24 protein-coding genes are annotated in these 22,552 nt (G+C 47.3%); 11 read left to right on the top strand and 13 right to left on the bottom strand.

The window, feature by feature from the left end:
• Positions 1-83: 83 nt before the first annotated feature.
• Both NLG07_RS03100 and NLG07_RS03095 read left to right on the top strand, forming a co-directional pair.
• Positions 84-407 (top strand): hypothetical protein, encoded by a 324-nt coding sequence (locus NLG07_RS03100; protein WP_254856246.1) that lies wholly within the window; start codon positions 84-86, stop codon positions 405-407.
• Positions 408-419: 12 nt separating this feature from the next.
• Positions 420-575 carry a hypothetical protein gene (locus NLG07_RS03095; protein ID WP_254856245.1) on the top strand — a complete coding sequence of 52 codons (156 nt, stop codon included), beginning with the start codon at positions 420-422 and terminating at the stop codon, positions 573-575.
• Positions 576-783: 208 nt separating this feature from the next.
• Here NLG07_RS03095 and NLG07_RS03090 read toward each other — a convergent pair whose 3' ends face one another.
• From NLG07_RS03090 to NLG07_RS03070, 5 genes are read right to left on the bottom strand one after another with little or no spacing between them, the layout of a single operon-like run.
• Positions 784-1,665: a DMT family transporter gene (locus tag NLG07_RS03090; protein WP_254856244.1), complete on the bottom strand. Its 882-nt coding sequence runs from the start codon at positions 1,663-1,665 to the stop codon at positions 784-786.
• A gap of 10 nt (positions 1,666-1,675) precedes the next feature.
• On the bottom strand, positions 1,676-2,044 hold the full coding sequence (locus NLG07_RS03085) for a glutathione S-transferase N-terminal domain-containing protein (protein WP_254856243.1): 369 nt from the start codon (positions 2,042-2,044) through the stop codon (positions 1,676-1,678).
• A gap of 54 nt (positions 2,045-2,098) precedes the next feature.
• Entirely contained in the window at positions 2,099-2,758 is a 660-nt protein-coding gene (locus NLG07_RS03080) for a nitroreductase (protein ID WP_254856242.1), read from the bottom strand.
• 36 nt (positions 2,759-2,794) lie between these two features.
• Entirely contained in the window at positions 2,795-3,307 is a 513-nt protein-coding gene (locus NLG07_RS03075) for a DUF2058 domain-containing protein (RefSeq protein ID WP_254856241.1), read from the bottom strand.
• A gap of 12 nt (positions 3,308-3,319) precedes the next feature.
• Positions 3,320-3,997 (bottom strand): HEPN domain-containing protein, encoded by a 678-nt coding sequence (locus tag NLG07_RS03070; protein ID WP_254856240.1) that lies wholly within the window; start codon positions 3,995-3,997, stop codon positions 3,320-3,322.
• 104 nt (positions 3,998-4,101) lie between these two features.
• On the opposite strand from NLG07_RS03070, the gene glpQ reads away from it, so the two are divergent.
• On the top strand, positions 4,102-5,073 hold the full coding sequence (glpQ, locus tag NLG07_RS03065; protein ID WP_368501275.1) for a glycerophosphodiester phosphodiesterase: 972 nt from the start codon (positions 4,102-4,104) through the stop codon (positions 5,071-5,073).
• Between the two features lie 16 nt (positions 5,074-5,089).
• Here glpQ and NLG07_RS03060 read toward each other — a convergent pair whose 3' ends face one another.
• Both NLG07_RS03060 and NLG07_RS03055 read right to left on the bottom strand, forming a co-directional pair.
• A complete protein-coding gene (locus NLG07_RS03060) occupies positions 5,090-6,358 on the bottom strand; it encodes an MFS transporter (protein WP_254856239.1) in 1,269 nt (422 codons plus the stop codon).
• 248 nt (positions 6,359-6,606) lie between these two features.
• A complete protein-coding gene (locus tag NLG07_RS03055; protein ID WP_254856238.1) occupies positions 6,607-6,996 on the bottom strand; it encodes a cytochrome c5 family protein in 390 nt (129 codons plus the stop codon).
• Between the two features lie 222 nt (positions 6,997-7,218).
• Between NLG07_RS03055 and NLG07_RS03050 the strand changes: the two genes are divergently transcribed.
• The 5 genes from NLG07_RS03050 (at position 7,219) to NLG07_RS03030 (ending at position 14,614) form a co-directional block, all read left to right on the top strand.
• The gene (locus tag NLG07_RS03050; RefSeq protein WP_254856237.1) at positions 7,219-8,151 is read left to right on the top strand and encodes a universal stress protein; all 933 of its coding nucleotides are present in this window, start codon (positions 7,219-7,221) and stop codon (positions 8,149-8,151) included.
• Between the two features lie 52 nt (positions 8,152-8,203).
• Positions 8,204-10,924 carry a UvrD-helicase domain-containing protein gene (locus NLG07_RS03045; protein ID WP_254856236.1) on the top strand — a complete coding sequence of 907 codons (2,721 nt, stop codon included), beginning with the start codon at positions 8,204-8,206 and terminating at the stop codon, positions 10,922-10,924.
• 58 nt (positions 10,925-10,982) lie between these two features.
• Positions 10,983-12,527, top strand: coding sequence for an AbgT family transporter (locus NLG07_RS03040; RefSeq protein ID WP_254856235.1), 1,545 nt, complete (start codon positions 10,983-10,985; stop codon positions 12,525-12,527).
• A gap of 84 nt (positions 12,528-12,611) precedes the next feature.
• Positions 12,612-13,865 carry a gephyrin-like molybdotransferase Glp gene (glp, locus tag NLG07_RS03035; protein WP_254856234.1) on the top strand — a complete coding sequence of 418 codons (1,254 nt, stop codon included), beginning with the start codon at positions 12,612-12,614 and terminating at the stop codon, positions 13,863-13,865.
• Positions 13,865-14,614 (top strand): molybdopterin-synthase adenylyltransferase MoeB, encoded by a 750-nt coding sequence (locus tag NLG07_RS03030; RefSeq protein ID WP_254856233.1) that lies wholly within the window; start codon positions 13,865-13,867, stop codon positions 14,612-14,614. The genes glp and NLG07_RS03030 overlap by 1 nt, the downstream gene beginning before the upstream one ends.
• Positions 14,615-14,620: 6 nt before the next feature.
• Here the strand turns inward: NLG07_RS03030 and NLG07_RS03025 are convergent, their stop codons facing one another.
• Both NLG07_RS03025 and moaA read right to left on the bottom strand, forming a co-directional pair.
• Complete coding sequence (locus NLG07_RS03025) at positions 14,621-15,202, bottom strand: molybdenum cofactor guanylyltransferase (protein WP_254856232.1); 582 nt, start codon at positions 15,200-15,202, stop codon at positions 14,621-14,623.
• A 35-nt stretch (positions 15,203-15,237) separates the two neighbouring features.
• Positions 15,238-16,236 carry a GTP 3',8-cyclase MoaA gene (gene moaA / locus NLG07_RS03020; RefSeq protein ID WP_254856231.1) on the bottom strand — a complete coding sequence of 333 codons (999 nt, stop codon included), beginning with the start codon at positions 16,234-16,236 and terminating at the stop codon, positions 15,238-15,240.
• Between the two features lie 312 nt (positions 16,237-16,548).
• Between moaA and NLG07_RS03015 the strand changes: the two genes are divergently transcribed.
• The 3 genes from NLG07_RS03015 to NLG07_RS03005 are packed head-to-tail and all read left to right on the top strand — an operon-like array spanning position 16,549 to position 20,904.
• Positions 16,549-17,154 (top strand): ANTAR domain-containing response regulator, encoded by a 606-nt coding sequence (locus tag NLG07_RS03015; protein ID WP_254856230.1) that lies wholly within the window; start codon positions 16,549-16,551, stop codon positions 17,152-17,154.
• A gap of 3 nt (positions 17,155-17,157) precedes the next feature.
• Positions 17,158-19,866: a nitrate reductase gene (locus NLG07_RS03010; protein ID WP_254856229.1), complete on the top strand. Its 2,709-nt coding sequence runs from the start codon at positions 17,158-17,160 to the stop codon at positions 19,864-19,866.
• 3 nt (positions 19,867-19,869) lie between these two features.
• Positions 19,870-20,904, top strand: coding sequence for a glycosyl transferase family protein (locus tag NLG07_RS03005; protein WP_254856228.1), 1,035 nt, complete (start codon positions 19,870-19,872; stop codon positions 20,902-20,904).
• Here the strand turns inward: NLG07_RS03005 and NLG07_RS03000 are convergent.
• The 4 genes from NLG07_RS03000 to moaB are packed head-to-tail and all read right to left on the bottom strand — an operon-like array spanning position 20,839 to position 22,529.
• Positions 20,839-21,258: a molybdenum cofactor biosynthesis protein MoaE gene (locus NLG07_RS03000; protein WP_254856227.1), complete on the bottom strand. Its 420-nt coding sequence runs from the start codon at positions 21,256-21,258 to the stop codon at positions 20,839-20,841. The genes NLG07_RS03005 and NLG07_RS03000 overlap by 66 nt on opposite strands.
• Positions 21,259-21,507 carry a molybdopterin converting factor subunit 1 gene (gene moaD / locus NLG07_RS02995; protein WP_254856226.1) on the bottom strand — a complete coding sequence of 83 codons (249 nt, stop codon included), beginning with the start codon at positions 21,505-21,507 and terminating at the stop codon, positions 21,259-21,261.
• Between the two features lie 9 nt (positions 21,508-21,516).
• The gene (gene moaC / locus NLG07_RS02990) at positions 21,517-21,993 is read right to left on the bottom strand and encodes a cyclic pyranopterin monophosphate synthase MoaC (RefSeq protein WP_254856225.1); all 477 of its coding nucleotides are present in this window, start codon (positions 21,991-21,993) and stop codon (positions 21,517-21,519) included.
• Between the two features lie 5 nt (positions 21,994-21,998).
• The gene (moaB, locus tag NLG07_RS02985; RefSeq protein WP_254856224.1) at positions 21,999-22,529 is read right to left on the bottom strand and encodes a molybdenum cofactor biosynthesis protein B; all 531 of its coding nucleotides are present in this window, start codon (positions 22,527-22,529) and stop codon (positions 21,999-22,001) included.
• Between the last annotated feature and the right edge of the window lie 23 nt (positions 22,530-22,552).

Below are 22,552 nucleotides of genomic sequence, written 5' to 3'. Positions count from 1 at the left end.
TGTGCTTAGCGTGTTGCATTGGCTGCTCGCCTCAGACTGAGCGTACAACTCCACTCTTGTATAGCGCTCACCAAGCACAAGCTATGCACCACTCGCTGAACCAAATCGCTTTTTTACCCGAGAGCAAACGATCTGTGGATTTAGTCGCGAGTGTCATTACAGGGCAAGAAGTGGCCGTGGTAAGGATAGAGGTTAAGCGCGAATACCCAAATAGTTCAGTAGAAGAACTGATGGAGCTGGTCAGTTTTACCTTGACTGGGCAAGCAATCAATCTGTTGCCAAGTACCGTAGAAGATTTTCAAAAAAAACATCGCATTTTTGGTTTTGTGGAACCTGAAATTTACCAACTTGATGAGACAAAACAGTTATTAGGCTATGTGTACAAAACACCCAATGCGCGAGTATAGGTGATAGTCAATTTGTCCTTTGATACTCATCAAATCCCCTTCCCTTTGGGTTTTATGAGTAGTACCAAAGTCAGTATTTGGCACAGTGATACTGAAGAGTTTGCGACGTTTGTTACGCAAAGGCCATTAAGCATACAACCACTGACGCTGGTGATTGTAAAAGTATAAAACGCTATGTCAGCAAGCCCTTTTGAAGCATACTCGAAGCAAACCACAGTAACAAAAAAGCCACAACAAAAATTGCGATAGTAAAAGCTAACGCGGCGCCTGAGTACAAATCCGCCGGTGCCTCGGAAACAAATTGATAGCCAAAGCTAATAAACATGCCCGCAATGGAGGCAAGGTTAACTGTATAACAAAATAGGGAATTAGCAAATTACGCCTGTGGCCACATAACCAGAATAGCTGCAATGGCGACGAGCATGAGCGCGAGCATGTCTTTTTTGGGGATAGGGGTTTTGAGGTACACGACCGAGACCAGCATCATAAAAAATATTTCAACCTGCCCGAGCGTTTTGACCAAAGGAACGGCCATTAATGCCATGGCATGGAACCAGCCAAACGAACCCAGAAAGCTCGCCACACTGGTAAAAACAACCAATTTCGGGCGACGAAACATCAAGACCAAATGGGTGCGTTCACGTTGCCACATATATCCGACTAGGACCACCGTTTGAAATAGGATCACCACGAGTAATACCCATGAGGCTCGCACCAAAAAATGCCCCTCCAGCACTAAACTTGCCTCGCGAACCCATAAAGAGGTCAACGCAAACGCAGTACTTGAGGCTAAGCCGATGCCTGCGGTTTTCCAACTGATGGTTCGAATCCCACCGGACAGCGAAAACATCATGACCGCGATGCCACCTATCACGACACCCACCCAACCGTACAAGGACAACGTCGTACCAAAAAACAAGATCCCCAATACAGCCGAGACGGGCGCCTCGCATTTGGCAAGCCCTGCCCCAATGGCAAAGTTTTTTTGTTTAAACAGCACCACCATAAGCCCCGTCGCGACAATCTGCATGACCCCAGCCAAAACACAAAACTGCCAAAAGGCAAACGGGAATTCACGGATGACACCAAGCTCTGTTTGTTCAAGTGCGATGACATAGACAATCGCAAGTGGTCCTGCCCACAAAAATCTGGCCAGTGTAACTCCACAAACGGATAAAGTGCCGCTGAGCTGGCTTTGAAAAGCGTTGCGCCACGCTTGGCTAAACGCGGCAAGAAAGGTAAAAAAGACCCAAGTCACATCAGGTCAACTAGCTATAATGTTGACGCAAGTAAGCAATGATATCGTTTGATTCGTACATCCATTGAGTGGTGCCATCGGCTTGGTCAATACGCAAACAGGGCACTTTGATTCGTCCCCCGCCTTGTTCGAGTTCAGTGCGATAAGGGGAGCCTTCGGTGACGGATTTTTTGGCAATGGGAAGACTGAGTTTGAACATCGCCCGGCGTACTTTAATACAAAATGGACACGCGCGAAAATGATACAAAGTCAGGTGTGACGTTTGCTCGGCAATGGCGTTTTGTTCTTCCACACTGCGCTTACGAGGCAAGCCTCGAGTCAGCAAATCAAGCAATACAAACACGTAACCCAGCGCATTGCGCACTATTTTGACCAACATATCTCGCCTCAAACGACCTTAAAAAGAGGCCGTATTATACACGCACAATCAGGATTAAAAAAACTGTACGTTAGTCTTGAGGTCTTCGCGTGTTGTGCGCACTTGATTGGCTGGCGCATCCGGGTCGGCATAGCCAAATGACATGCCAAATAACACCCCTCGTTCTTCGGGAAGCCCAAACATCTCGCGTATGGGATCTGGGAATTGACCTAACGCACCCTGCATACAATTGCTGATGCCGTGCTGCTGCATGATCAAAGACAGCGATTGCGCATAAATGCCCATATCGACCGCGCCCATAATGTCGAGGTATTTATCCATGGTAAAAATCGCCACGTGCGGCGCATCAAAAAACTGCCAGTTCCGGAGCATCGCCATCTGTCTAGCGCGCTTGTCTTCTCTGGCGATGCCCATTGCGCTATACAAGGCATTAGCTGAGCCAAACTGACGTTCGCGGTGTTCATTTTGATAAGCAATCGCCCAATTAAAATCAGGATTCGGCGGTTGTTGTTGCATCACCGCATGGACTAAAGCTTGGCTTAGGGCATCTTTTTGTTCGCCTGAAACCACCAGCGTTTGCCAAGGTTGCACGTTGCAGTTGGACGGGGCTCGCTGAGCTAAAGCAAAAATCTGTTCCAACGTCTCCGCTGGTACTGGTTTGTCTAAAAACGCGCGACAAGAGTGTCGCTCATTGAGTAGGGAATTTATGTTCATGTCGTTAGGCTTCTCTTTATTATTGTATTGACTGCATTACCACATCAAATCGTCGGGCACGACAAAGTCTTTGTATGGGTCATCTTCGTCTACTTCGTCCACTGCATCCTCGGGTGCAGGGCGGATCACAAGGTCTGGCATGCGCTCTTCAATTTTGTTGCCCACACCACCGGGGATCACCTTGTACACACCGTCAGCCACAACAATAACCAGTTGTCCATTGAGCAGCGATTTGCGAATGGCTTCGGTTACGTAAATGGTTTTGATTTTGCCATCGACGACGAAATTGTATTTTTCATCGCCTTTGTGCGCCACGATATTCACGTTGATCAGTTGTTTGATTTGCGCAGCGATTTCGCGCTCGCGGCGCTCAGCCTGTTGTGCCTCGTTAAGCGCCTTGGAGCGTTCGAGCTCCGCTTGACGTTTGGCTTCAACCTCCGCCTTGACTTCATTGGCAAGGGTACGGGATTTTTTCTTCTTTTTGGCGGCCTTGGTGGCTTGCTTTTGATTGACCAAGCCGGCCTTTAACAATTGGTCTTTTAATGACACAGGGAAACTCGCTTATTTTTTAAAATCAACATCGAACTCGCCGATCAACGGATAACTTGGCGCGCCCAAAAACTTCAAAGGATGATCGAGCATTAAGTCTATCACAATCGGGACTAAGCATTCCAAAATCGCCACCGCGTCAGTAATTTGAGCTCGATTCACCTGACCATTCCACGTCGCGCCACCATGCATCAGCTGATTGCGAAGGGTATAAAGACGTCGCAAAATAATACTCAACACTTTGTCCGTACGCTCTGTGGATAAGGCAACATTAATCAGCCCCTTTTCTTGAGCAAATTGTCGTTGCCAAGCGCTCTCTTCTATTTTACCTTTTTGAAACTCCCAAAAAGGCTGAAACACGTATTGATTGTCGAGCAATACACGGATGTGTGAGGAAAATTGCTGCCAGGCTAATTCATATAAAGCTTTATTTTTATCCAACTCGACTAATTTAGCGATGAAGCGACTGAATAACTCGGTTTCGTTGTTGTAGAAGTTTTCGTGCTCCTGACCGTAGGCCGCATTGAACGCAATCCACAAAAAGATAAACTGACTGTCTAAATCCCCGTCACTTTGCTCAGCCCGATCGAGCCAGCTCAACGCTCGGTGGATGCGGGTGCCCACTGCACTGGGAAACTTGTCACGCTCTTGGCGTTGTTTGGCTTTTAACGTTGCGTGTCGAATGATCATACGTTCCATCCGTATCCGTATTATGAATATACAATAAATCAAATCACAAAAATGTCATACATTTTTTGTAGTCTCTACGATGGTTTGTTTCATTAGGGGGCATTATGCGCGCGATACTTCTTTTATGCTTGCTCGGGTATGTAGCGAATGTTTTTGCACAACCGGTGGTTATTGCACATCGTGGCGCATCAGGGTATTTGCCTGAGCACACTTTGGAAGCTGCAGTTTTAGCGTATGCGCAAGGTGTCGATTACATAGAACAAGATTTGGTTTTAACAAAAGATGGTCAGCTCATTGTTCTGCACGATATTGTGTTACAAACGACGACCAATGTGGCCCAGGTGTTTCCAGATAGAGCGCGCGAAGACGGACAATTTTACGCGATTGATTTTACTTTGGCGGAGATCAAGCGACTCAATAAATACGAGCGTCAAGACGCTCAGCTGCAACAAGTCTATCCGCAACGATATCGCGCCAAGCAAGGTTTCCAGATCAGCACTTGGGATGAGCAAGTTGAATTAATCACTGAGCTCAATCGTCAATTTGGCCGTCAGGTAGGTTGGTATCCCGAACTAAAAGCCCCCGCTTGGCATGCTGAGCAGGGCCAAGACATCCTTAAAATATATGTAGAGTCATTAAATCAAGCTGGCATGAATACAAAGGAAGCACCAGTGATTACGCAGTGCTTTGATTGGATCGCGACTCAAGCTTTGCGACAGCAATACGGTTTGCAAACCAAGTTGGTTCAGCTTATTGCCGAAAATGATTGGACGGAATCGAGCACCGATTATGATGCGCTAAAGACGGAAGAAGGTGTTGCTCAAATGGCGAAAATCATTGATGGAATCGGACCGTGGTTGCCACAGTTGTACGATATGGATACGCAAAAGCCAACCGCTTTTTGGAGCGCATTACAAACAACAAACTTGGTGGTTCACCCGTATACCCACCGCGATGATGCGTTGATTTTGGCAAGTTCACCAAAAGAGCAGTTACAACTGATATTTGAAACGCTTAAAGTGGATGGTGTGTTTACCGACCAACCCGTTACGACGGTACTATTTCTAAATAAATAAACTTACGCTTGTCTGGTTAAGTGACTGCAACCGCTGTTTGGGGACGCTCGTTTACCGGCAAGTGAATCAGAGCTGAGAACAAGCCGACCGCGATCCCAATCCACCACACCATAATATAATCGCCGTAATAATCATATAACGCGCCACCGAGCCAAACGCCTAGAAAGCCGCCGATTTGGTGGGATAAGAACACCAAGCCATACAAGGTGCCCATGTATTTTAGGCCATAGATATGACCGATAAGTCCAGCCGTCAAAGGCACCGTTGCTAACCATAGTGCACCCATCAAAATCGAGAACAAGACGACCGCTTCTGGGGTGATCGGGTTCATAATAAAAATAACAGAGATTAAAGTACGTAAGGCATAGATTGACGCTAGAAGGTATTTGCGCGAATAGCGATTGCCAAGCAAACCAGCCAAAATGGTCCCGCCAATATTGGCAAGACCAATCAAGGCAATGGCCATGGCGCCCAAGCCCGATGTCGTAGTCACACCCAACGACTGAATCAAGCTAGCAGGGCTGATCGCTGAGCACATTTCCGTGATTAATGCTGGAAAATGCGCGGTAATAAACGCCAGTTGATATCCGCAACTAAAAAAGCCCACAAACAAAAAGATAAAAGTTGGATCTTTGACGGCACGTTTGACCACCACACCAAGAGGCTCATCCGCTGCAGTATTAGATGTAACTGTGGGTTTGGGCACCTTAAGCTTCTTGACAAAGAGCAAGGTTACCAAAATGATCCCAGCAAACACCATAAAGACCTCTTGCCAAGGCATACTGGCAAGCAGCGACTGCGCCACTGGAGGGCCAATCAATTGACCGACAGAGCCCGCAGCAGTGGTGATACCGAGGGCTACTGAGCGATGTCTATCTGAAGTAGCCCGTCCTACAATCGCCAAAATCAAACCAAATCCAGTCCCAGCAATACCAAAACCTATGACCATTTCCAGTAGCTGATGTTGCCCAGGAGTAATGGCAAAAGCAGACAAAAACAAGCCTAATGCATAACAAAAGATCCCTGCAACGATGGCTTTGCGATCGCCGTATTTTTCCGCCAAGGCCCCAAACATCGGCTGGCCAATACCCCAAAACAAGTTCTGGATGGCTATGGCAAGTGAGAACTCACTGCGCAACCAACCGAACTCGCCTGCGACTGGTATCTGAAACAAGCCAAAAGAAGAGCGGATCGCAAAGCTGATCATAATAATCAAACAGCCTGCAATAAGGATGGGGTGCATTAAGCGGTCATATTGATACGAGGTGGTTGAAGTCGTGCTCATGTAAATATCTAGATGAAAGTATATGGGCTGAGTATATCAGTGCGCTGGGAGACTGCAATGAATCGTGTATTGATATATCCAGATGGTGTTATCTGTGAGGTCCACCATAGAGTGCAAGACGCTCTACAGAATTATGGGGCATGTACAACTAAATTTAACTTTTCATTAAATATAGTGGATATCGCACAAAAGACACAAAAAAACCTCGAGGAATTCGCATCGCTCGAGGTTTGTAAGAAGATAAAAGCTTATTCTACGCCTTCAATCATATATTCAATGGCTGCTTTAATGTCGTCTTCAGAACATGAGCCACAGGTACCCATTGGCGGCATTGCATTGATACCATTGATGGCATTTTGCCATACTGTATCAAAGCCTTTGGCGTCTAAACGAGGTTTCCAATCCGCCGCATCTTTGGTCTTTGGGGCGCCTAACACACCACTAGAATGACAGGCAGTACAGGCTTGGTTGTAGATATCTTTACCTGAGCGAGGACCGGCTGCTGCTGTCGCGGCAACCGCACCAGCAACTTTTACTTGGCCATAAGGTTTGATGCGCTCAGCAACGTCTTCATTGGCTTGCACCATGAATAAAGTACCGGCAGCAATCGCGATGGCTAATAACTTTTGAACTTTCACGAGCTTCTCCATAAATACGGCAGTAATCGAATAGTAATGCCGAAAAAACAAACTTTCACCATTATAACGACAATTTTGCGTTGAACAATAGCTTTTAGTTGTAATCTGCGGATGGTGGCTTTCCTTGATGCGGATCAATCCGTTTATGTATAAGGTGTCCTAGACTAAAAGCACATAGCAGTCACAGCGATGATACAGCAAGACAATTATGGAGAACCGATAATGTCCGTTCCAACCAACCTTATTGTCACAATTAATACTGAGCATGATGAGCATCCATCTCTGGTAACGGCAAAAAGATGGATGCAAGCGTTTTCAGGACGAGTGCATTTGGTGACGTCCGTCTACGATTCGATTGCACAATATGCAGAATACTTGTCTGATACTACTTATGCGTCACTTGAGCAACAGCTTATGCGTTATCAAGAACGCAGGCTGGATGCCATTCAAGCTGAGTTAGAAAAAGAAGGTATTTTTGCTCAATCCCACGTGCGTTGGGCGCCTTCTATTGCGCATGCTATTCACGTACTTACCCAATCCATGCAACCATGTGTGGTGATAAAGCGGTGCAGTGAAGATGGTCAAACACACAATCCATTTGCAACAGCGATCGACCGGCAATGTCTGCGTTCGGCGTATGCCCCGATGTTATTGGTCAAAAGACCACAATCTGATTACCAAAAAATCATGGTCGCAATCAATCCGTTCGTCATGAGTGCACAGCAACAGGCTCAACTCGATGCCTTGATTGAACAAGCGAAAACTATGCAACGGGCATGGGGGTGTGATGTACAGTTTGTGCATTTTTACCAATCGCCGATGCAACTCGATGTGCTAGATATGGGCGCTCGGGATTATGCTGAATTTATGACAAATGTCGACGCCCATCACGAATGCCTAATGACCAACTTTGCCCAGCGTTATCAGATCAACCCGTTCCAATGTCGCGTGTTGGCAGGGGATGTTAAGCAAGGGATTGCTGAGTATTGTACGGAACAACACACGGATTTACTGATGATTGGCACGGCGTCTAGGCAAGGCATTGATGCATGGTTACATGGTAATACCGTTGAAGAAATCCTGCGCAAAGTCGATTGTGATATATATTGCGTACCAGTGCCGCAACGAGTGGAGCAGCCCCCATTGGTTGCATGAAAAATTTGTGTTATGTTTTTCTGTATATCTCACGGAAATACAGCGATTCTGCATGACCCAATCTGTCCAGTTTGACAGCACCCAAGCCAAACTTATATCCATTAATTCTGGCAAGCATTTTGTGTCCGCCCCCCCTGGTGCAGGCAAAACTGCCTTGCTCACGGCAAGGCTGAACACCGCAACCGAGCACTTTGCGGACAAGGACATTGCGTGTCTGACCTTCACGGTGCGTGCGGCACTAGAGATGCAACAGCGCGCGGAGCAAGTGCTGGTTGATAGACAACCGTTTATCGGTAATTTTCACGCCTATTGCATGGAATTATTGCGCAAAACCGGGCATCCCAAATTTCGTCATGTGCGCTTTGCAACGCTATTGCCTGAGGAGTATTGCAAAGAGCTTGTGGCACTTGCGGTAGGCGACACCAAAGATGTCGCACCAGATTACACGGATGTGCCGGAGGTAATGTTCGAGCTGTGCGATGCCCAAGCTATCGCGTCGAGCAATGTCTACCAGCCTAGTTGGAGCAAGGTCATGCGCGGAGCATATACGGCACTGGCCTTGCTGACTCGAGCGGAGCCTGAGGCTCAAGCCATAGGAGGTGCTATGCTAGCACCCAACATGGCGCAGTATGCTGCCGATATCTGTCGAATCACTGGCATTACCTTTGGCAATTACGAGCATGCGATTATTTTGCTTTATCGAGTGTTTCAAGCGTATGCGAAGCAAAAACGCGCATCGAATGCGATCGATTTTGATGATCTATTAGTGCATGGCTTTGCGTTGCTGTTAAATGAGCCCAAAAGGTTGAGATTTGTGCAAGTCGATGAAGTGCAAGATCTCAATCCATTGCAATGGGCAATTTTGGATACGCTGTGCGATGAGACCACGCATGTGTTTGCGGTGGGCGATGAACTGCAATCGATTTATGCCTTTTTGGGTGCGGATGTTGCGCATCTGCATGCGCGTACCAGTGCTTTTACCTCGCATAGATTAGTCAACAATTATCGCGCTCAGCCTCCCCTAGTTGATATTCTCAATGCTTACCGAGCACAACACTGGCAACTACCGCCGATTCAAGCTCAGCAATCCATTACTGATCCGGCAAGTACCTTGTTGATTGGTGCAGCAAATGTGGTCGATGAGGTGGATATGGCTGTGCGTGGAATCTCTCAAATTCTGGCCGATCCTTCACGCAATATCGGTATGCTGTTACCAACCAATAAGCTAATCGACGTGTATTGTGGGCGCTTTTTATCGATGGGACTGGACTTTTTTCGGGTAAGTGAAAATGATTTAATGCAACAGGTTGCGTTGCAAGATGCTTTTTCACTGCTGCGTATTCTAAACGGTTCGGGGCAGCGCGTGGATTGGTGGTCGGTAGTATATCGTCTGACTCGATTTGGAGCTGGGTCGCGCTACACGCGCAAACACATTATCGCGATGGTCAATGCGTTCGCCCAAAAGCGCTTGCCCCTCGAACACGTGCTGCTCGGTGAAACGGAAGTCTTTAAGTACCCCTATCAACAACTGCTGCACGCGAGTGAAACCGGCGTGGTCATCTTTGATACTGAAACTACGGGCTTGGATTTTATGTCTGATAAAATCATTCAGCTGGCCGCGGTCAAAGTGGTCAACGGACAGATAGTGGCTGAATTTGATGAGTACGTCAGTATTGAGTTTGGAGGTAACAATTCCGATCTACAGCAGGCCTTTTTGGACAGTCAGCACGTCCATCATATCACGCTCGAGCAGGTGCAAAATGGCGATACTTGGGCGAATGTTCTGGCGCGGTTTATTGCTTTTGTTGGTGAGTGCCCACTCCTAGCACATAACTTAAAATTCGACGCCGAAATGCTCAAATCCAACAGTGTTGACTTGAGTTTATTCGGTACACTTGAGCATGATTTGTATCGCATGTTGCGCCGTCCATGTTTTGATACCCTGACCTTATCCAGAGTGCTTTTACCCAAGCAAACCAGCTATCGTTTGGAATCCTTACTCGATGCATTTGGCTTAGATGGAGTAAATAGTCACAATGCGTTGGATGATGTGAAAGCCACCGCATCGTTATTTAATCTGCTGCTGACGTTTTTGCCAAAATACCTTGCCAGTGCTGAGGCACTGTTGGATCAGTATGCTGAGCTTATCAAACCGTTCCGCCATGCTTGGCACCATCTTTCACAGGAGTTGATCGATTCTCAATGGCTCTCCTCAAATCTCACCTTAGCAAAGTGCATCGATGATTATCTTAATTACGCTAGTCGACAAGACCACTGGTATCAACCCGAATCCTTGGCCAATGTGCAACAACAAGCGCAGCGCAAGCTCTATCCGTGGTTGGATAAACACGGTTTACAGGGGATTTTATCCCATCTGATTGATGTGAATGTCTATGCCAATGCAAAAAGACCAATCGAACAACAGAAAGCACAAATGGTCGGCCAACTTGGGACATTAAAAGAAACGGATCTCATCGACCCAGAACGCGATAAGTTAGTCGTATCCACCGTGCATCGCGCCAAAGGTTTAGAATTTGATACCGTGTATTTGCCCTGTTGTGTGGCCAATCAATATCCGCGCTGGATGCCCGATAACCTCCCTCAAGCGGAGCGCGAAGCGGCAATTGCTGAGAGTAAGCGGTTGTTGTATGTTGCCTTGAGCCGTCCCAAAAACAAACTCATCGTCAGTTATCATCAATATGACGGGCGCTTTAACCAAAGATTGACGGACTTTTTAGCCAATAGCGTGGCGCACTTTGCATATCAGCGATAAGTTGGTATTCTTTTTATAAGATTGATGAGCAATAACAATAACAAGACAGGAAGGCATCATGAATACTGCAACCAACCAATCCACTTGGGTCATGCGTGCGCTCGATAAAGTCGAACGCGCAGGTAATAAGCTTCCCGATCCCGCCATTATATTTGCCATTTGTCTGGCCGTGGTCTGGGCATGTTCTGCCATTTTTTCTTCGATGACTTTTGAGGCTATCGATCCGCGTTCTGGCCAGCCAGTTGAGATCAATAACCTCCTAACTGGCGCAGCATTAGCCGACTTTATGAGTCGCATGGTGACCATTTTTACTGGGTTTGCGCCGTTGGGAGTAGTGCTAGTGGCCATGCTAGGGGTTGGCGTTGCCGAGCATTCTGGGTTCATTAGCGCAGGACTCAAACGCATCTTAGACTCGACGCCGCGCACCTTGCTCACACCGATGGTCGTGCTTGTGGCGATTGTGTCGCACACGGCAACCGATGCAGGTTATGTATTAGTGATCCCATTGGCTGGTGTGATTTTTTATGCGATGGGGCGACATCCTCTCGCGGGAATAGCAGCGGCCTTTGCTGGGGTCAGTGGTGGCTTTTGCGCGAACTTCATTCCGTCGGCGATTGACCCGTTGCTGCAGTCATTTACGCAAGAAGCTGCACAACTCATTGACCCCAATATTCAGGTCAATACGCTCAACAATTACTTTTTTAACTCGGCGTCTTCGCTGGTGATCATTGGAATTGCTTGGTATCTCACGGACAAAGTAATTGAACCTAGGTTGGCCGATACCAAGGTAGATGGCGACCCGAATGAGATTCCTACATTTGAAGAACTCGATACGACACAAATCCGTGCGTTGCGCTGGGCGTCGTTTACATTATTAGCAGGTCTGGTGGCATTATTTGCCATCCTCTACCCTGAATCCTCCCCGATGCGTGACACCAACGGCTCTCTTACGACCTTTGCCGCACCAGTGATGCAGTCGATAGTGCCGATTATCTTCTTGTTATTTTTGCTACCGGGTATTGTGTACGGCTATTTGTCGGGGACGTACCAAAGCACCAAGGACATGATTGATTCGATGACCAAAGCAATGCAGGGAATGAGCTATTACATCGTAATGGCGTTTTTCTGTGCCTTATTCATTGATGCGTTTGGCAAATCGAACTTGGGCGTGTTGTTGGCGGTGAATGGCGCGAATTTCTTAAAAGGGCTTGCATTACCGGCAATGGTGACAATTGTTGGGATCATTTTGTTGACGGCGTTTGTGAACTTATTTGTGGGTTCGTCCTCGGCAAAATGGGCGCTGTTGGGGCCTATTTTTGTCCCCATGCTGATGCAGCTGGGTATATCACCCGATTTGACGCAGGCGGCATATCGCTTGGGTGACTCCTCATCCAATATTATCACCCCATTAATGCCCTATTTCCCATTGGTCGTGGTGTATTGTCAGCGCTATGTTAAAGGTACTGGGATTGGAACATTACTCTCCCTAATGCTTCCTTATAGTATATGTTTGTTGGTGTTGTGGACGTCGTTTTTCCTCATCTACTGGAGCCTTGGTATTCCTTTGGGTGTGGGCGCGAGTTATGAATACATACCATCATAATTGGCGGTAATTACTTTTTATAGTCAAAAGTTGGAACAACCTTTGCTCTAGTGATATTGGTATAACAACAAGAGTAAAGGAAACATGACGATATGTGATACTGCATCACGGATGATGCCCTACAATAGTGCAAAAAAACAAGTGCTTGCCCAGATCAAGCGCATTTATACTGATTCTGGTCTATCAAAATCCGTTCCCCTAGAACAAGCTCATCATTTGATTTTGGCGGAGAATGTGATTTCACCCATGTCTGTACCTCCGCACGATAACGCAGCGATGGACGGCTATGCTTTGGCGCAACGCAGTCAGTTCTATAATCCCTTAGAATACATCGTGGTTGAGACCGTCCTAGCGGGCGATGTGCCACATAAAGCTTTAGAGCCTGGGCAATGCGCTCGGATCATGACTGGCGCTATGCTGCCACCCAATACCGATTCAGTCGTGATGCAAGAGTTAGTCGAGCGCAAAGGAGATATGATCCGACTTGAGAGTTTTCCGCGACAAGGGAGTAACATACGTCGTTGTGGCGAAGATATCGCATTTGGCGCGCCGGTTTTTGTGAAAGGGCATCAGTTATCTTCTGTGGACATTGGGCTGTTAGCGTCATTGGGCATTGCTCAAGTCAATGTGATAGAGCCAATAAAAGTCGCCCTATTTGCCACTGGTGATGAATTGCAAGAAGTTGGCAGACCTCTGGCGGAAGGACAGATTTATGATACCAACTCCCATGTTCTGTGCTCAGCATTAAAAGCTTTAGGCTGTGAAGTCCTGAACTATGGGATAGTCGAAGATGACTTAAATGTAATAAGAGAAATGCTGATGGAAGCAAATCGTCATTGCGATGTGATTATTACCTCTGGTGGGGTGTCAGTCGGCGATGCCGATTTTGTTAAGACGGCATTGGCGGAGCTGGGTGAGGTGGACTTTTGGAAAGTGGCCATGAAACCAGGTAAACCTTTCGCGTTTGGGCACTTGAGCAACAGTGTATTTTTTGGCTTACCAGGCAATCCAGTGTCTGCAGTGATCACGTTTCAACAACTCGTCATCCCCGCACTTGAAATGATGCAAGGCAAAACACCGACCGAGTTACCCTCGTTTTGGGCGATTGCCAAAGAGCGCATTCGCAAACGAGCGGGACGCAAGGATTTTCAACGCGGGTATTATGAAGTTCATAAAAACGGGCATCTGCATGTATCGGCGTTAAAAGGACAAGGTTCGGGGATTTTATCTGGGATCAGTCGAGCCAACTGCTTGCTGTTACTTGAATCTGACCGAGAGGACATTATGCCCGGTGAACAAGTACAGATTTCGTTATTTCACCCGGCAGTACAGGGCTAATGGAGAAGAACGAAGTCTTATGTGACTCTGAAATACTGCGATATTCGCGTCAGATCATGCTGCCATCGTTTGATCTCGAAGGGCAAGAGCGACTGTTACAAGCACATATATTAATTGTTGGCTTAGGCGGACTAGGCTGCACCGTTGCACAGTTTTTGGCGACCTCAGGTGTGGGCCAGTTGACGTTGCAAGATTTGGATGACGTTGAAGCGAGTAACTTACCCAGACAAATTTTGCATCAGCCCGATTCGGTTGGACAAGCTAAAGTAGATTCTGCCAAAAATACGCTCAAGGCGCTCGCGCCAAGTTGTCACATCAAGGCTATGCATATGCCATTTGTTTCTGGGCACGACGTGAAAGAGTATGATTGTGTGGTGGATTGCACTGATAATTTGGTGACGCGCAACGCGATCAACGCAGCTTGTTATCAAGCGCAGGTGCCATTGGTGTGTGGCGCGGTCATCCGTTATGAAGGGCAATTAGGTACTTTTTTTACCCGTGATGATTCGGCGTGTTATGCCTGTATATCGAGCCACTTTCGTGCACCAGAGATGAGTTGCAGTGAAGCCGGTGTCTTATCTCCAATGGTTGGGATCATCGGCTCGATGCAAGCTACGGAGGCGCTCAAGATCATCAGTCAATGTGCTATACCACTACACAATCAATGGTTGTTATTTGATGGGGCGACCATGCAAAGTCGCATTTTTGATATATCACACCACCCTGATTGTCAGGTGTGCTCGAAGTGACACGCTTTAATTTTTAGGTGCCGCATTCAGAGCCTCTTGCCACTGTTTTGGGGTATTGGTATTGAGCCAAATGCTAGGGTCTAAAACTGGTAAAATCATTGCCTTGGCCCAGCGACAAAAATCCCCGAGACGATACTGACCTTTGCTTTGCTGTGGTTGGGTGAGTCTTGATTCTAATTCGGACAGTACGGCAATTTGCATCGGCAACCAGATAGGTAAAGGTTGCTGATCAAAATGCACGACATGGTGTGACGACTGACCTGCTTTTATCAGCTCTAACAAAGGCTCAGTGGTCATTAGCGGCTGATCGATTGGAATACATAATAGGGCATCTGTGCGGTGCTGTAATGCTTTCATCACCGTATGCAAGCCTGATAGCGGACCGCACTTGGGATAGTCGTCACCTATCACCTCATAGGGGGTGTGGTGTGACACATTGGCATTGATCACAATATCTTGAATAGGCAGTGCTTGTAATAATTCACAGCCAAAGGCCAACATGGATTGTCCGTTGCGCTGTAAGGTCGCCTTATCCTGTCCCATGCGTTGGCTTAAACCGCCCGCTAATATAACGCCTGTAATGTGCATCTGTGCTCCCTAATTTGACTTAATACCTTTTCTTGCTAGCCACCGAGCATGGCGAGATGTTTGGTTGCACCCACTTGTTGTTCGTGTAACTGGTGGGCTTTTGCTTTAGTGAGCAGTTGTTGTCTGAGCCAATGTTGCAACAGCATTTGTTGTGAATCGTCTTGCAACAGGTGTCTCAGAGAATGTCCTTCATCCGCAAACAAACAGGGATGCATGGCGCCACGCGAAGTAACTCGTAAGCGATTACAACTTGCACAAAAATCTTTGCTATATGGCATGATAAAGCCGATGGATCCCACGTAATCTGGATGCGTCAGGGTCAGGGCTGGCCCCGTTGTGTCGGATTTGGCTTGCAGTGACCAGCCACGTGCTTGTAAACGCCGATAAAAATGCTCTGCATTAACATGGTTCTCATGAAAATATTTTGTATTGTCGCCGGTTTGCATCAGTTCGATAAAACGCAAAGAAACCGGCGTTGTTTTGATCCATTGCAAAAACTGATGCCACTGACCTAAATTATATTGAGCCAACATGACGGTGTTCACTTTACAGGGTATGCCCAACGCAATGGCTTTTTGTAATCCATCCATGACGCGTGTAAATTGACGAGAGCCGGTAATGAGCTGAAACTGCTCTGGTATGAGACTATCAATGCTGACGTTGAGTTGGGTCAATCCGGCACGTTGCCAAGTTTCGATATTGCGTTTTAGGTTAAAGCCGTTGGTGGTTAAGGCGATTTCTTTTATCCCTGGAGTCTGCGCGATGACTTCTATGATCTTTGTCAGATCTTTGCGTAATCCCGGCTCTCCACCTGTGATACGAATTTTACTGACGCCTTCAGCAGCTAAAGCACTCACCAAACGCTTTATCTCGGCCACACTTAAATCAGCTTGCTGTGCACAACCATTGCCCTGGACTTTATTATCACTGCAGTCGTAGCCATCCGGTAAGCAGTAATTGCATTTAAAATTACATACATCGGTGATTGATAATCGCACGTAAGCAAATTTGCGCTGATAGCCATCAACAAGCATAAAGGGCTTCTTAAATAAGGTTGTTCGTATTCATCTGATTGGCCTTTCAATAACCATACCAATGTAGTAAAGCCATATAAAACAATAAGATAATTAAGCACAATATGAATTTTTTTAGTGTATTTACAAGAAATGACCTAATAGAGTGCATTCAATGAAAAATCTGCTCCATTTTGTTTCAATCTGCACGAAAACCAACAATATATTTTGTAAACACATTGTTTAATATCAATAAAATCAATGAATTGCCTTATTGGTATGATACTTGATTTATTAAGACACCCTATTTTATTTAATCAGACAGGATGCCTAATGAGTCAACCCACATGCGTACTGGTATGCGCCGAAGATGAGCTGAGTTTGACCCAATTATCTGAAGCATTAACCACTTCACCTTATCGCGTAAAAACCTTTGCAGGAGCCAGTGCTGAGATGTTAAAGGCAATACAGATAGAATCGCCAGACGCTTTGATGATTGCTTCGGATACTGACCTGGGCAGTGCATTAGATGCTTTGCACATCTTACGTGAGTTACACCCTATTCCTGTGGTGATATTTGCACGACAATACAACGCCGTGCTGATGGAAAAGCTTATCGCGCTTGATATCAGCGCCTATGTGACAGGCGATGCCGAATGGCACCGCGCACCTGATGTGTTAGCCACCGCCATCGCTCGGTTTGATCACGCTCAAAGCTTGCACAAGGAACTTGCAGATACGAAGGCCGCTCTAGCGTCGCGAAAATTTGTTGAGCAAGCCAAAGCCATTTTAATTGAGCAAAGAGGGATGATTGAAGCAGAGGCGTACAAAACCATTCGGAAGATGGCCATGGATAAGGGACAAAAGATGGAAGAAGTAGCCAAAACCATCATCGACATGTCGCACCTTTGGCTCAATCAATCTAAGCGTTTGGGTTAACCCATGAAGACGCACTTTAAGCAATCGGTAGAATGCACCACATGTCCTTATTGTGGCGTTGGCTGCGGGGTCGATGCAACCGTCATAAATGACAAAATTACGGCCGTTAAAGGCACGCAACACCATCCTGCTAATCATGGCAAACTGTGTGTGAAAGGCACGCATCTGGCCGATACTGTGGGTAGAGACGGCCGATTATTAAATGCGGTTGTCGATGGCGAACCAGTTTCGAACGAACTTGCGAGCGCTGCGGTTGCTGAGCGATTTAATCAAATCATTCAAGAGCACGGTCCAGATGCTGTGGCCTTTTATGTCTCTGGGCAAATCCTGACAGAAGACTATTATGTCGCCAATAAGCTGATGAAAGGATACATAGGCTCAGCTAACATCGATACCAATTCTCGTTTGTGTATGTCATCTGCCGTGGCCGCCTATAAGCGCAGTTTTGGCAGTGATACGGTGCCTACATGCTATGAAGATATCGATCTCACACAAATGCTGGTGCTCGTGGGCTCAAACGCCGCGTGGACGCATCCGATCTTGTTCCAGCGCATGCAACAAGCCAAGGCGAACAATCCTTCTTTCAAAATTGTCATTATCGATCCTCGCGAGAGCGCCACGTGTGACATCGCTGATTTGCATCTCCCGATCAAGCCAGGTAGTGACATTGCCTTATTTAATGGTTTGCTGAATTTTATAATTGAAAATGGTGCTGTGGATGATGTGTTTGTTGCGCATCACACCGAGCAGTTCACGCAGGCTGCAGTGTCTGCCTCAGCTTACTCACTGGCCGAAGTCAGTGCGATATGTGGAGTCAGTCAAAAGGCGATAAGACAATTTTATCTATGGTTTGTGGAAGCTCCAAGTGCATTGTCTTTTTACTCCCAAGGCGTTAATCAGTCCGTACAAGGCGTGGACAAATGCAATGCCATTATCAATTGCCACCTTGCGATAGGGCAAATCGGCAAGCCCGGTGCGGGGCCTTTCTCAATCACTGGCCAGCCCAACGCGATGGGGGGACGAGAGGTCGGCGGACTCGCAAATATGCTCGCCGCACATATGAATATCGAGACCAAGCAACATCGAGATTGGGTACAGGATTTTTGGCAATCTCCGACTATGTGTCACACCTCGGGATTAAAAGCGGTGGATTTGTTCGAAGCCATCGGCTCAGGACGAGTCAAAGCCGTATGGATTATGGCAACCAACCCTGTGGTGAGTCTGCCCAATCGCAACGCCATCGAACAGGCTTTGGCCTCATGTGAATGCGTGGTGGTGTCTGAGTGTTTTACCCAAAACGATACTCTAGCATACGCCGATATTATATTGCCTGCGTCTACCTGGGGTGAAAAAAACGGCACAGTGACCAATTCAGAACGATGTATTTCGCGTCAACGCGGATTGATTGCACCTCCTGGTCAGGCCCAACACGATTGGCAATGGCTGACTCAGGTTGCACAAGCGATGGGCTTTACCGAAGGATTTAATTATACCCACCCGCACGGCATTTTTGTTGAACATGCTCGCTTATCTGGGTGGTGTAATGGAGATGATTATCCACGTAGGGATTTTGATATTTCAGGTTTGGCTGAGCTAACTCGAGCTCAGTATGATGCCTTAGCGCCCATTCAATGGCCAGTGAATCAAGAGCATCCCTATGGCACACAACGCATGTTTGCCGATAAGCGTTTTTTTACCGAGACTGGCAAAGCCAGATTCATCCCAGTGACGTTGCAACAACATCAAGAACCAGCAGATAAGGCATATCCTTGGATCTTAAATAGTGGTCGGTATCGCGACCAATGGCATACGATGACCCGCACTGGCCGAAGTGCCACACTAGCGGCGAATCAAACTGAGCCAATGCTTGCATTAGCACCTAAAGATATTGCTGAGTTAGGGTTAGTCGAAGGCGATTTGGCAGAGGTTAAGAGCCCTTATGGGAAGATATTAATGCCATTTACCGAGGCCAAAGGACAACGAGAAGGAACGTGTTTTGCTCCGATCCACTGGACAGCACAAACGGCGCCGAGTGCCAATGTGGCGCGTTGCTATAGCCCTCGAAAAGATGCGATCTCTGGGCAACCCGACAGCAAATATGTCAGGGTGAGCATTGCGCCAGTCACTCCCACTCAGCATTGGCAAATATTCTCACGCCATGAAATCAGTTTAGATTTGCCTTATTGGGCAAAATTGCCAGTTGCGGAGTCGGGTATTGGCTATGTCGCTGTATCAATCGAGGCGGTCGAACCGGTGTCTTTTATGAATACTTTATCGAGCGATGGCGAATGGGTGCATCTATCAAATCAGCCCAAGGGTCAGTTTAGTGCCGTGTTGCTCAAAGACGGACAGATCCAAATGATGGTATTTGGGCAACCCAATAAAGAACTTGTGCCATGGCCATGGCTCTCCTCGTTAGGGCAAGCAGGGATATCAGCAAAAGAGGCAATAGGAGTTTTATTGTTGCGCGATGTGCCGCTGGAATTCAGTCAGGGTCAAACCATTTGTTCCTGTTTTAAAGTGGGCGAAAACACCATCACCTCGCATCTATCACAACACCCCAATGCCACCTTAGAAGACTTGGGCAAAGCGCTACAATGCGGTACCAACTGTGGCTCGTGCCGTCCTGAGCTCAAACAAATTATTGAACGTGTACAGGCACCTAAAGTCAGCCTTGAACACATTATCCACACCACAAACACTTTGGTATAACGTATGAATCCCTTTACTCAATACATCAAAATCATCGGCCGTGGGCAACGCGCGGGACGTTATCTGACGATGCAAGAGGCGCACGATGCTTATGCATTACTGCTCTCGGGACAGGCCACACAGGCTCAAGGGGGCGCGTTTTTGATGTTATTACGAATGCGAGAGGAGAGTGAGACTGAACTCGCTGGATTTGTGTCCGCGGCTCGGGCAATGGTGAGTCCAAAACTCAGCTGTCTAGAGGTGTCGTTAGATTTGGGAGGTTATGCGGGTAAAAGGCGTCACCTGCCATGGTATTTACTGGCGGTATGGTGTTTGGCGCAAAATGGCTATCGAATATTTTTGCATGGTCATACTGAATCAGCATCACAGCGCTTGTATGTTGAGTCAGTATTGGCGCAGTTGGGCTTGCCGATTGCTAATAATGCGATGGAAGCACAACGCCAGCTTGATGTCAGTGGATTTTGTTATATGCCTTTGGGAACGATATTGCCCGAACTGTGTGAGGTCATCAGCATGCGCGATGAGTTAGGTTTGCGCTCAAGTGCTAATACGATTGCGCGGATGCTGAACCCTTGTCAGGCGCCCGTTAGTTTTCATGGGGTACATCACCGACACTTTGATGCACGGCATGTAGCGACGGCCCAACTTCTCAATGATGCTCATGTGGCGTGTATTCGTGGCGAAGGTGGTGAGCCGGAAGTCAATCCTGAGCGGGTGACGGAACTGCATCAGTTTTGTGCTGGAAAAATCACTCAAACCGATGTGCCAGAAACGCTAAGTCAATGGCAAATCAAGCCACGACACATGGAGGTAGAGAGCCTACTAGATGTGTGGCAGGGTGAAGAGAGCAATCTCTATGGCAATGCCGCGGTACTTGCAACTTTGGCTCAGTATCTCATGTGTCTACACAACCTTGAATTTGATGAAGCGGCGTTGCGGGCTAAGGCCATGTGGCATGCGCGTCAACGCCATTTAGTCGGCTGTCACCCAACGAGTACCTTGCGCGGTGATTTCTTTTTTCCAGAACGGCGCGCTTGATTTGAGCGTGTCCATGATCCATTGGCACGCGGCAAACGCGTCTTGTCTATGAGGGCTTGAGACTCCGACAAACACGATTTGATCGGCTAAGCGCAACTCACCGACGCGATGCACAATAGTAATGTGATTAACTGCAAACCGCTCAACCGCGGTTTCAGCCAGTTCATGTAGCACTGCCTCAGTCATGCCAGGGTAATGTTCTAGCGCCATCGCTTTGATATCGTGCCCTTGATTGAACTCCCTGACTCGGCCAACAAAGGTCACAATCGCTCCGTCTTGAATATTGTCTTGAGTGAGTTGTTGATACAAAGCTAAAGTATCAAAATCTTTTTGTTGCACGGCAATATTGAGCATTTAACCTCCTGTTACGGGTGGAAAAAAAGCCACTTCATCTCCGGCGCGCACCGGATGTTTTGCTTGAACAAGGGTTTGGTTCACCGCCATCATTAGTTTGTCATCGCTAAAGGCATCGGCCCATTTTGGATCCCTGTCTTGTAGTATAGACAATAAATCTTCGAGCGTAGTGATACGTTGCGATGGCATGCTCAGCGAGCGGCATTTTAAGATATCAGCTAGTTGGCCAAAAAATAATACAGTAAGCATAATCGATTCCTATTGAGAGTGGCGCCAAGCGCCGGTTTTGCCACCGGTTTTACTGATGACTTTAATGTCTCGCATGACCATGGCAGGGTCAGCGGCTTTGACCATATCAAATAAGGTCAATAAGGCGACGTTAACGGCAGTGAGCGCTTCCATTTCGACGCCGGTGACGCCCTGTAACTTACATAAGCTATCGACCTTAATGCGTCCTTGTTCGGGCTCACAAGTGATGTTGACTTCCACTTTGGATAAGGCCAATGGATGGCATAATGGGATCAAGCTCGCGCATTGTTTGGCGCCTTGAATACCGGCAATTTTGGCAATGGTGAGCACATCGCCTTTGCGATGATTGGCTTGCATGACATCCTCTAATGCGGTGGCATTGAGGTAAATAAAGCCTTCGGCTGTCGCGGTTCGCAAGGTACTGGATTTGTCACTGACATCGACCATATTCACTTCAGATTGGGCGTTGAGATGGGTTAAGCTCATTCGTTCTATCCTCGACTAGTACACTGGTCTACAGGGCGTAAATGCGCCACAAAATTACACGGGCGATGGGTGGCATCGAGTTGTGGCGCGACCAATGACCAACCGGTACGGCACGCACCAGTGCTGCCAGGTAAACAAAAGATTACCGTGTGATTGGCAAGCCCCGCTAAACAGCGAGATTGAATAGTACTGGTGCCAATTTCGGCAAAAGACTGCTGACGAAACAGTTCACCAAACCCTTCTATGGTTTTATCAAACAACACTTGCATGGCCTCTGGCGTCGAGTCTCGACCGGCAAACCCTGTGCCACCGGTGGTGATGATCACATCGATATCGGGATCCGCTATCCACTGCGAACTCACTGCGCGAATTTGATAAATATCATCGGGCACGATGACTTTGGTTGCACAATGGTGACCTGAATTGAGCACCAAATCCACCAAGGTGTTACCCGAGGTGTCTGTGTCGTCATTGCGGGTATCGCTAATGGTTAAAATGGCGATGTGTAATGGTATAAATGTTTTGGTGGCGGACATATTGTTTATCTCATTAGGTGTCT

The sequence above is a fragment of the Alteromonas sp. LMIT006 genome (assembly GCF_024300645.1).
Taxonomy (GTDB): Bacteria; Pseudomonadota; Gammaproteobacteria; order Enterobacterales; family Alteromonadaceae; genus Opacimonas; species Opacimonas immobilis.
The sequence above is the reverse complement of the archived record's forward strand: the minus strand, read 5'-3'. Positions and strand labels throughout refer to the sequence as shown.

Excerpts from the sequence above, each read along its gene's own strand:
- NLG07_RS03100 (WP_254856246.1), top strand. The coding sequence starts at position 84 with ATGCACCACTCGCTGAACCAAATCGCTTTTTTACCCGAGAGCAAACGA.
- NLG07_RS03010 (WP_254856229.1), top strand. The coding sequence starts at position 17,158 with ATGAAGACGCACTTTAAGCAATCGGTAGAATGCACCACATGTCCTTAT.
- glp (WP_254856234.1), top strand. The coding sequence starts at position 12,612 with ATGACGATATGTGATACTGCATCACGGATGATGCCCTACAATAGTGCA.
- NLG07_RS03005 (WP_254856228.1), top strand. The coding sequence starts at position 19,870 with ATGAATCCCTTTACTCAATACATCAAAATCATCGGCCGTGGGCAACGC.
- NLG07_RS03045 (WP_254856236.1), top strand. The coding sequence starts at position 8,204 with ATGACCCAATCTGTCCAGTTTGACAGCACCCAAGCCAAACTTATATCC.
- NLG07_RS03080 (WP_254856242.1), bottom strand. The coding sequence starts at position 2,758 with ATGAACATAAATTCCCTACTCAATGAGCGACACTCTTGTCGCGCGTTT.
- NLG07_RS03085 (WP_254856243.1), bottom strand. The coding sequence starts at position 2,044 with ATGTTGGTCAAAATAGTGCGCAATGCGCTGGGTTACGTGTTTGTATTG.
- moaC (WP_254856225.1), bottom strand. The coding sequence starts at position 21,993 with ATGAGCTTAACCCATCTCAACGCCCAATCTGAAGTGAATATGGTCGAT.
- NLG07_RS03070 (WP_254856240.1), bottom strand. The coding sequence starts at position 3,997 with ATGATCATTCGACACGCAACGTTAAAAGCCAAACAACGCCAAGAGCGT.
- glpQ (WP_368501275.1), top strand. The coding sequence starts at position 4,102 with ATGCGCGCGATACTTCTTTTATGCTTGCTCGGGTATGTAGCGAATGTT.
- NLG07_RS03030 (WP_254856233.1), top strand. The coding sequence starts at position 13,865 with ATGGAGAAGAACGAAGTCTTATGTGACTCTGAAATACTGCGATATTCG.
- NLG07_RS03040 (WP_254856235.1), top strand. The coding sequence starts at position 10,983 with ATGAATACTGCAACCAACCAATCCACTTGGGTCATGCGTGCGCTCGAT.
- moaD (WP_254856226.1), bottom strand. The coding sequence starts at position 21,507 with ATGCTTACTGTATTATTTTTTGGCCAACTAGCTGATATCTTAAAATGC.
- NLG07_RS03060 (WP_254856239.1), bottom strand. The coding sequence starts at position 6,358 with ATGAGCACGACTTCAACCACCTCGTATCAATATGACCGCTTAATGCAC.
- moaB (WP_254856224.1), bottom strand. The coding sequence starts at position 22,529 with ATGTCCGCCACCAAAACATTTATACCATTACACATCGCCATTTTAACC.
- moaA (WP_254856231.1), bottom strand. The coding sequence starts at position 16,236 with ATGCTTGTTGATGGCTATCAGCGCAAATTTGCTTACGTGCGATTATCA.
- NLG07_RS03025 (WP_254856232.1), bottom strand. The coding sequence starts at position 15,202 with ATGCACATTACAGGCGTTATATTAGCGGGCGGTTTAAGCCAACGCATG.
- NLG07_RS03050 (WP_254856237.1), top strand. The coding sequence starts at position 7,219 with ATGTCCGTTCCAACCAACCTTATTGTCACAATTAATACTGAGCATGAT.
- NLG07_RS03015 (WP_254856230.1), top strand. The coding sequence starts at position 16,549 with ATGAGTCAACCCACATGCGTACTGGTATGCGCCGAAGATGAGCTGAGT.
- NLG07_RS03000 (WP_254856227.1), bottom strand. The coding sequence starts at position 21,258 with ATGCTCAATATTGCCGTGCAACAAAAAGATTTTGATACTTTAGCTTTG.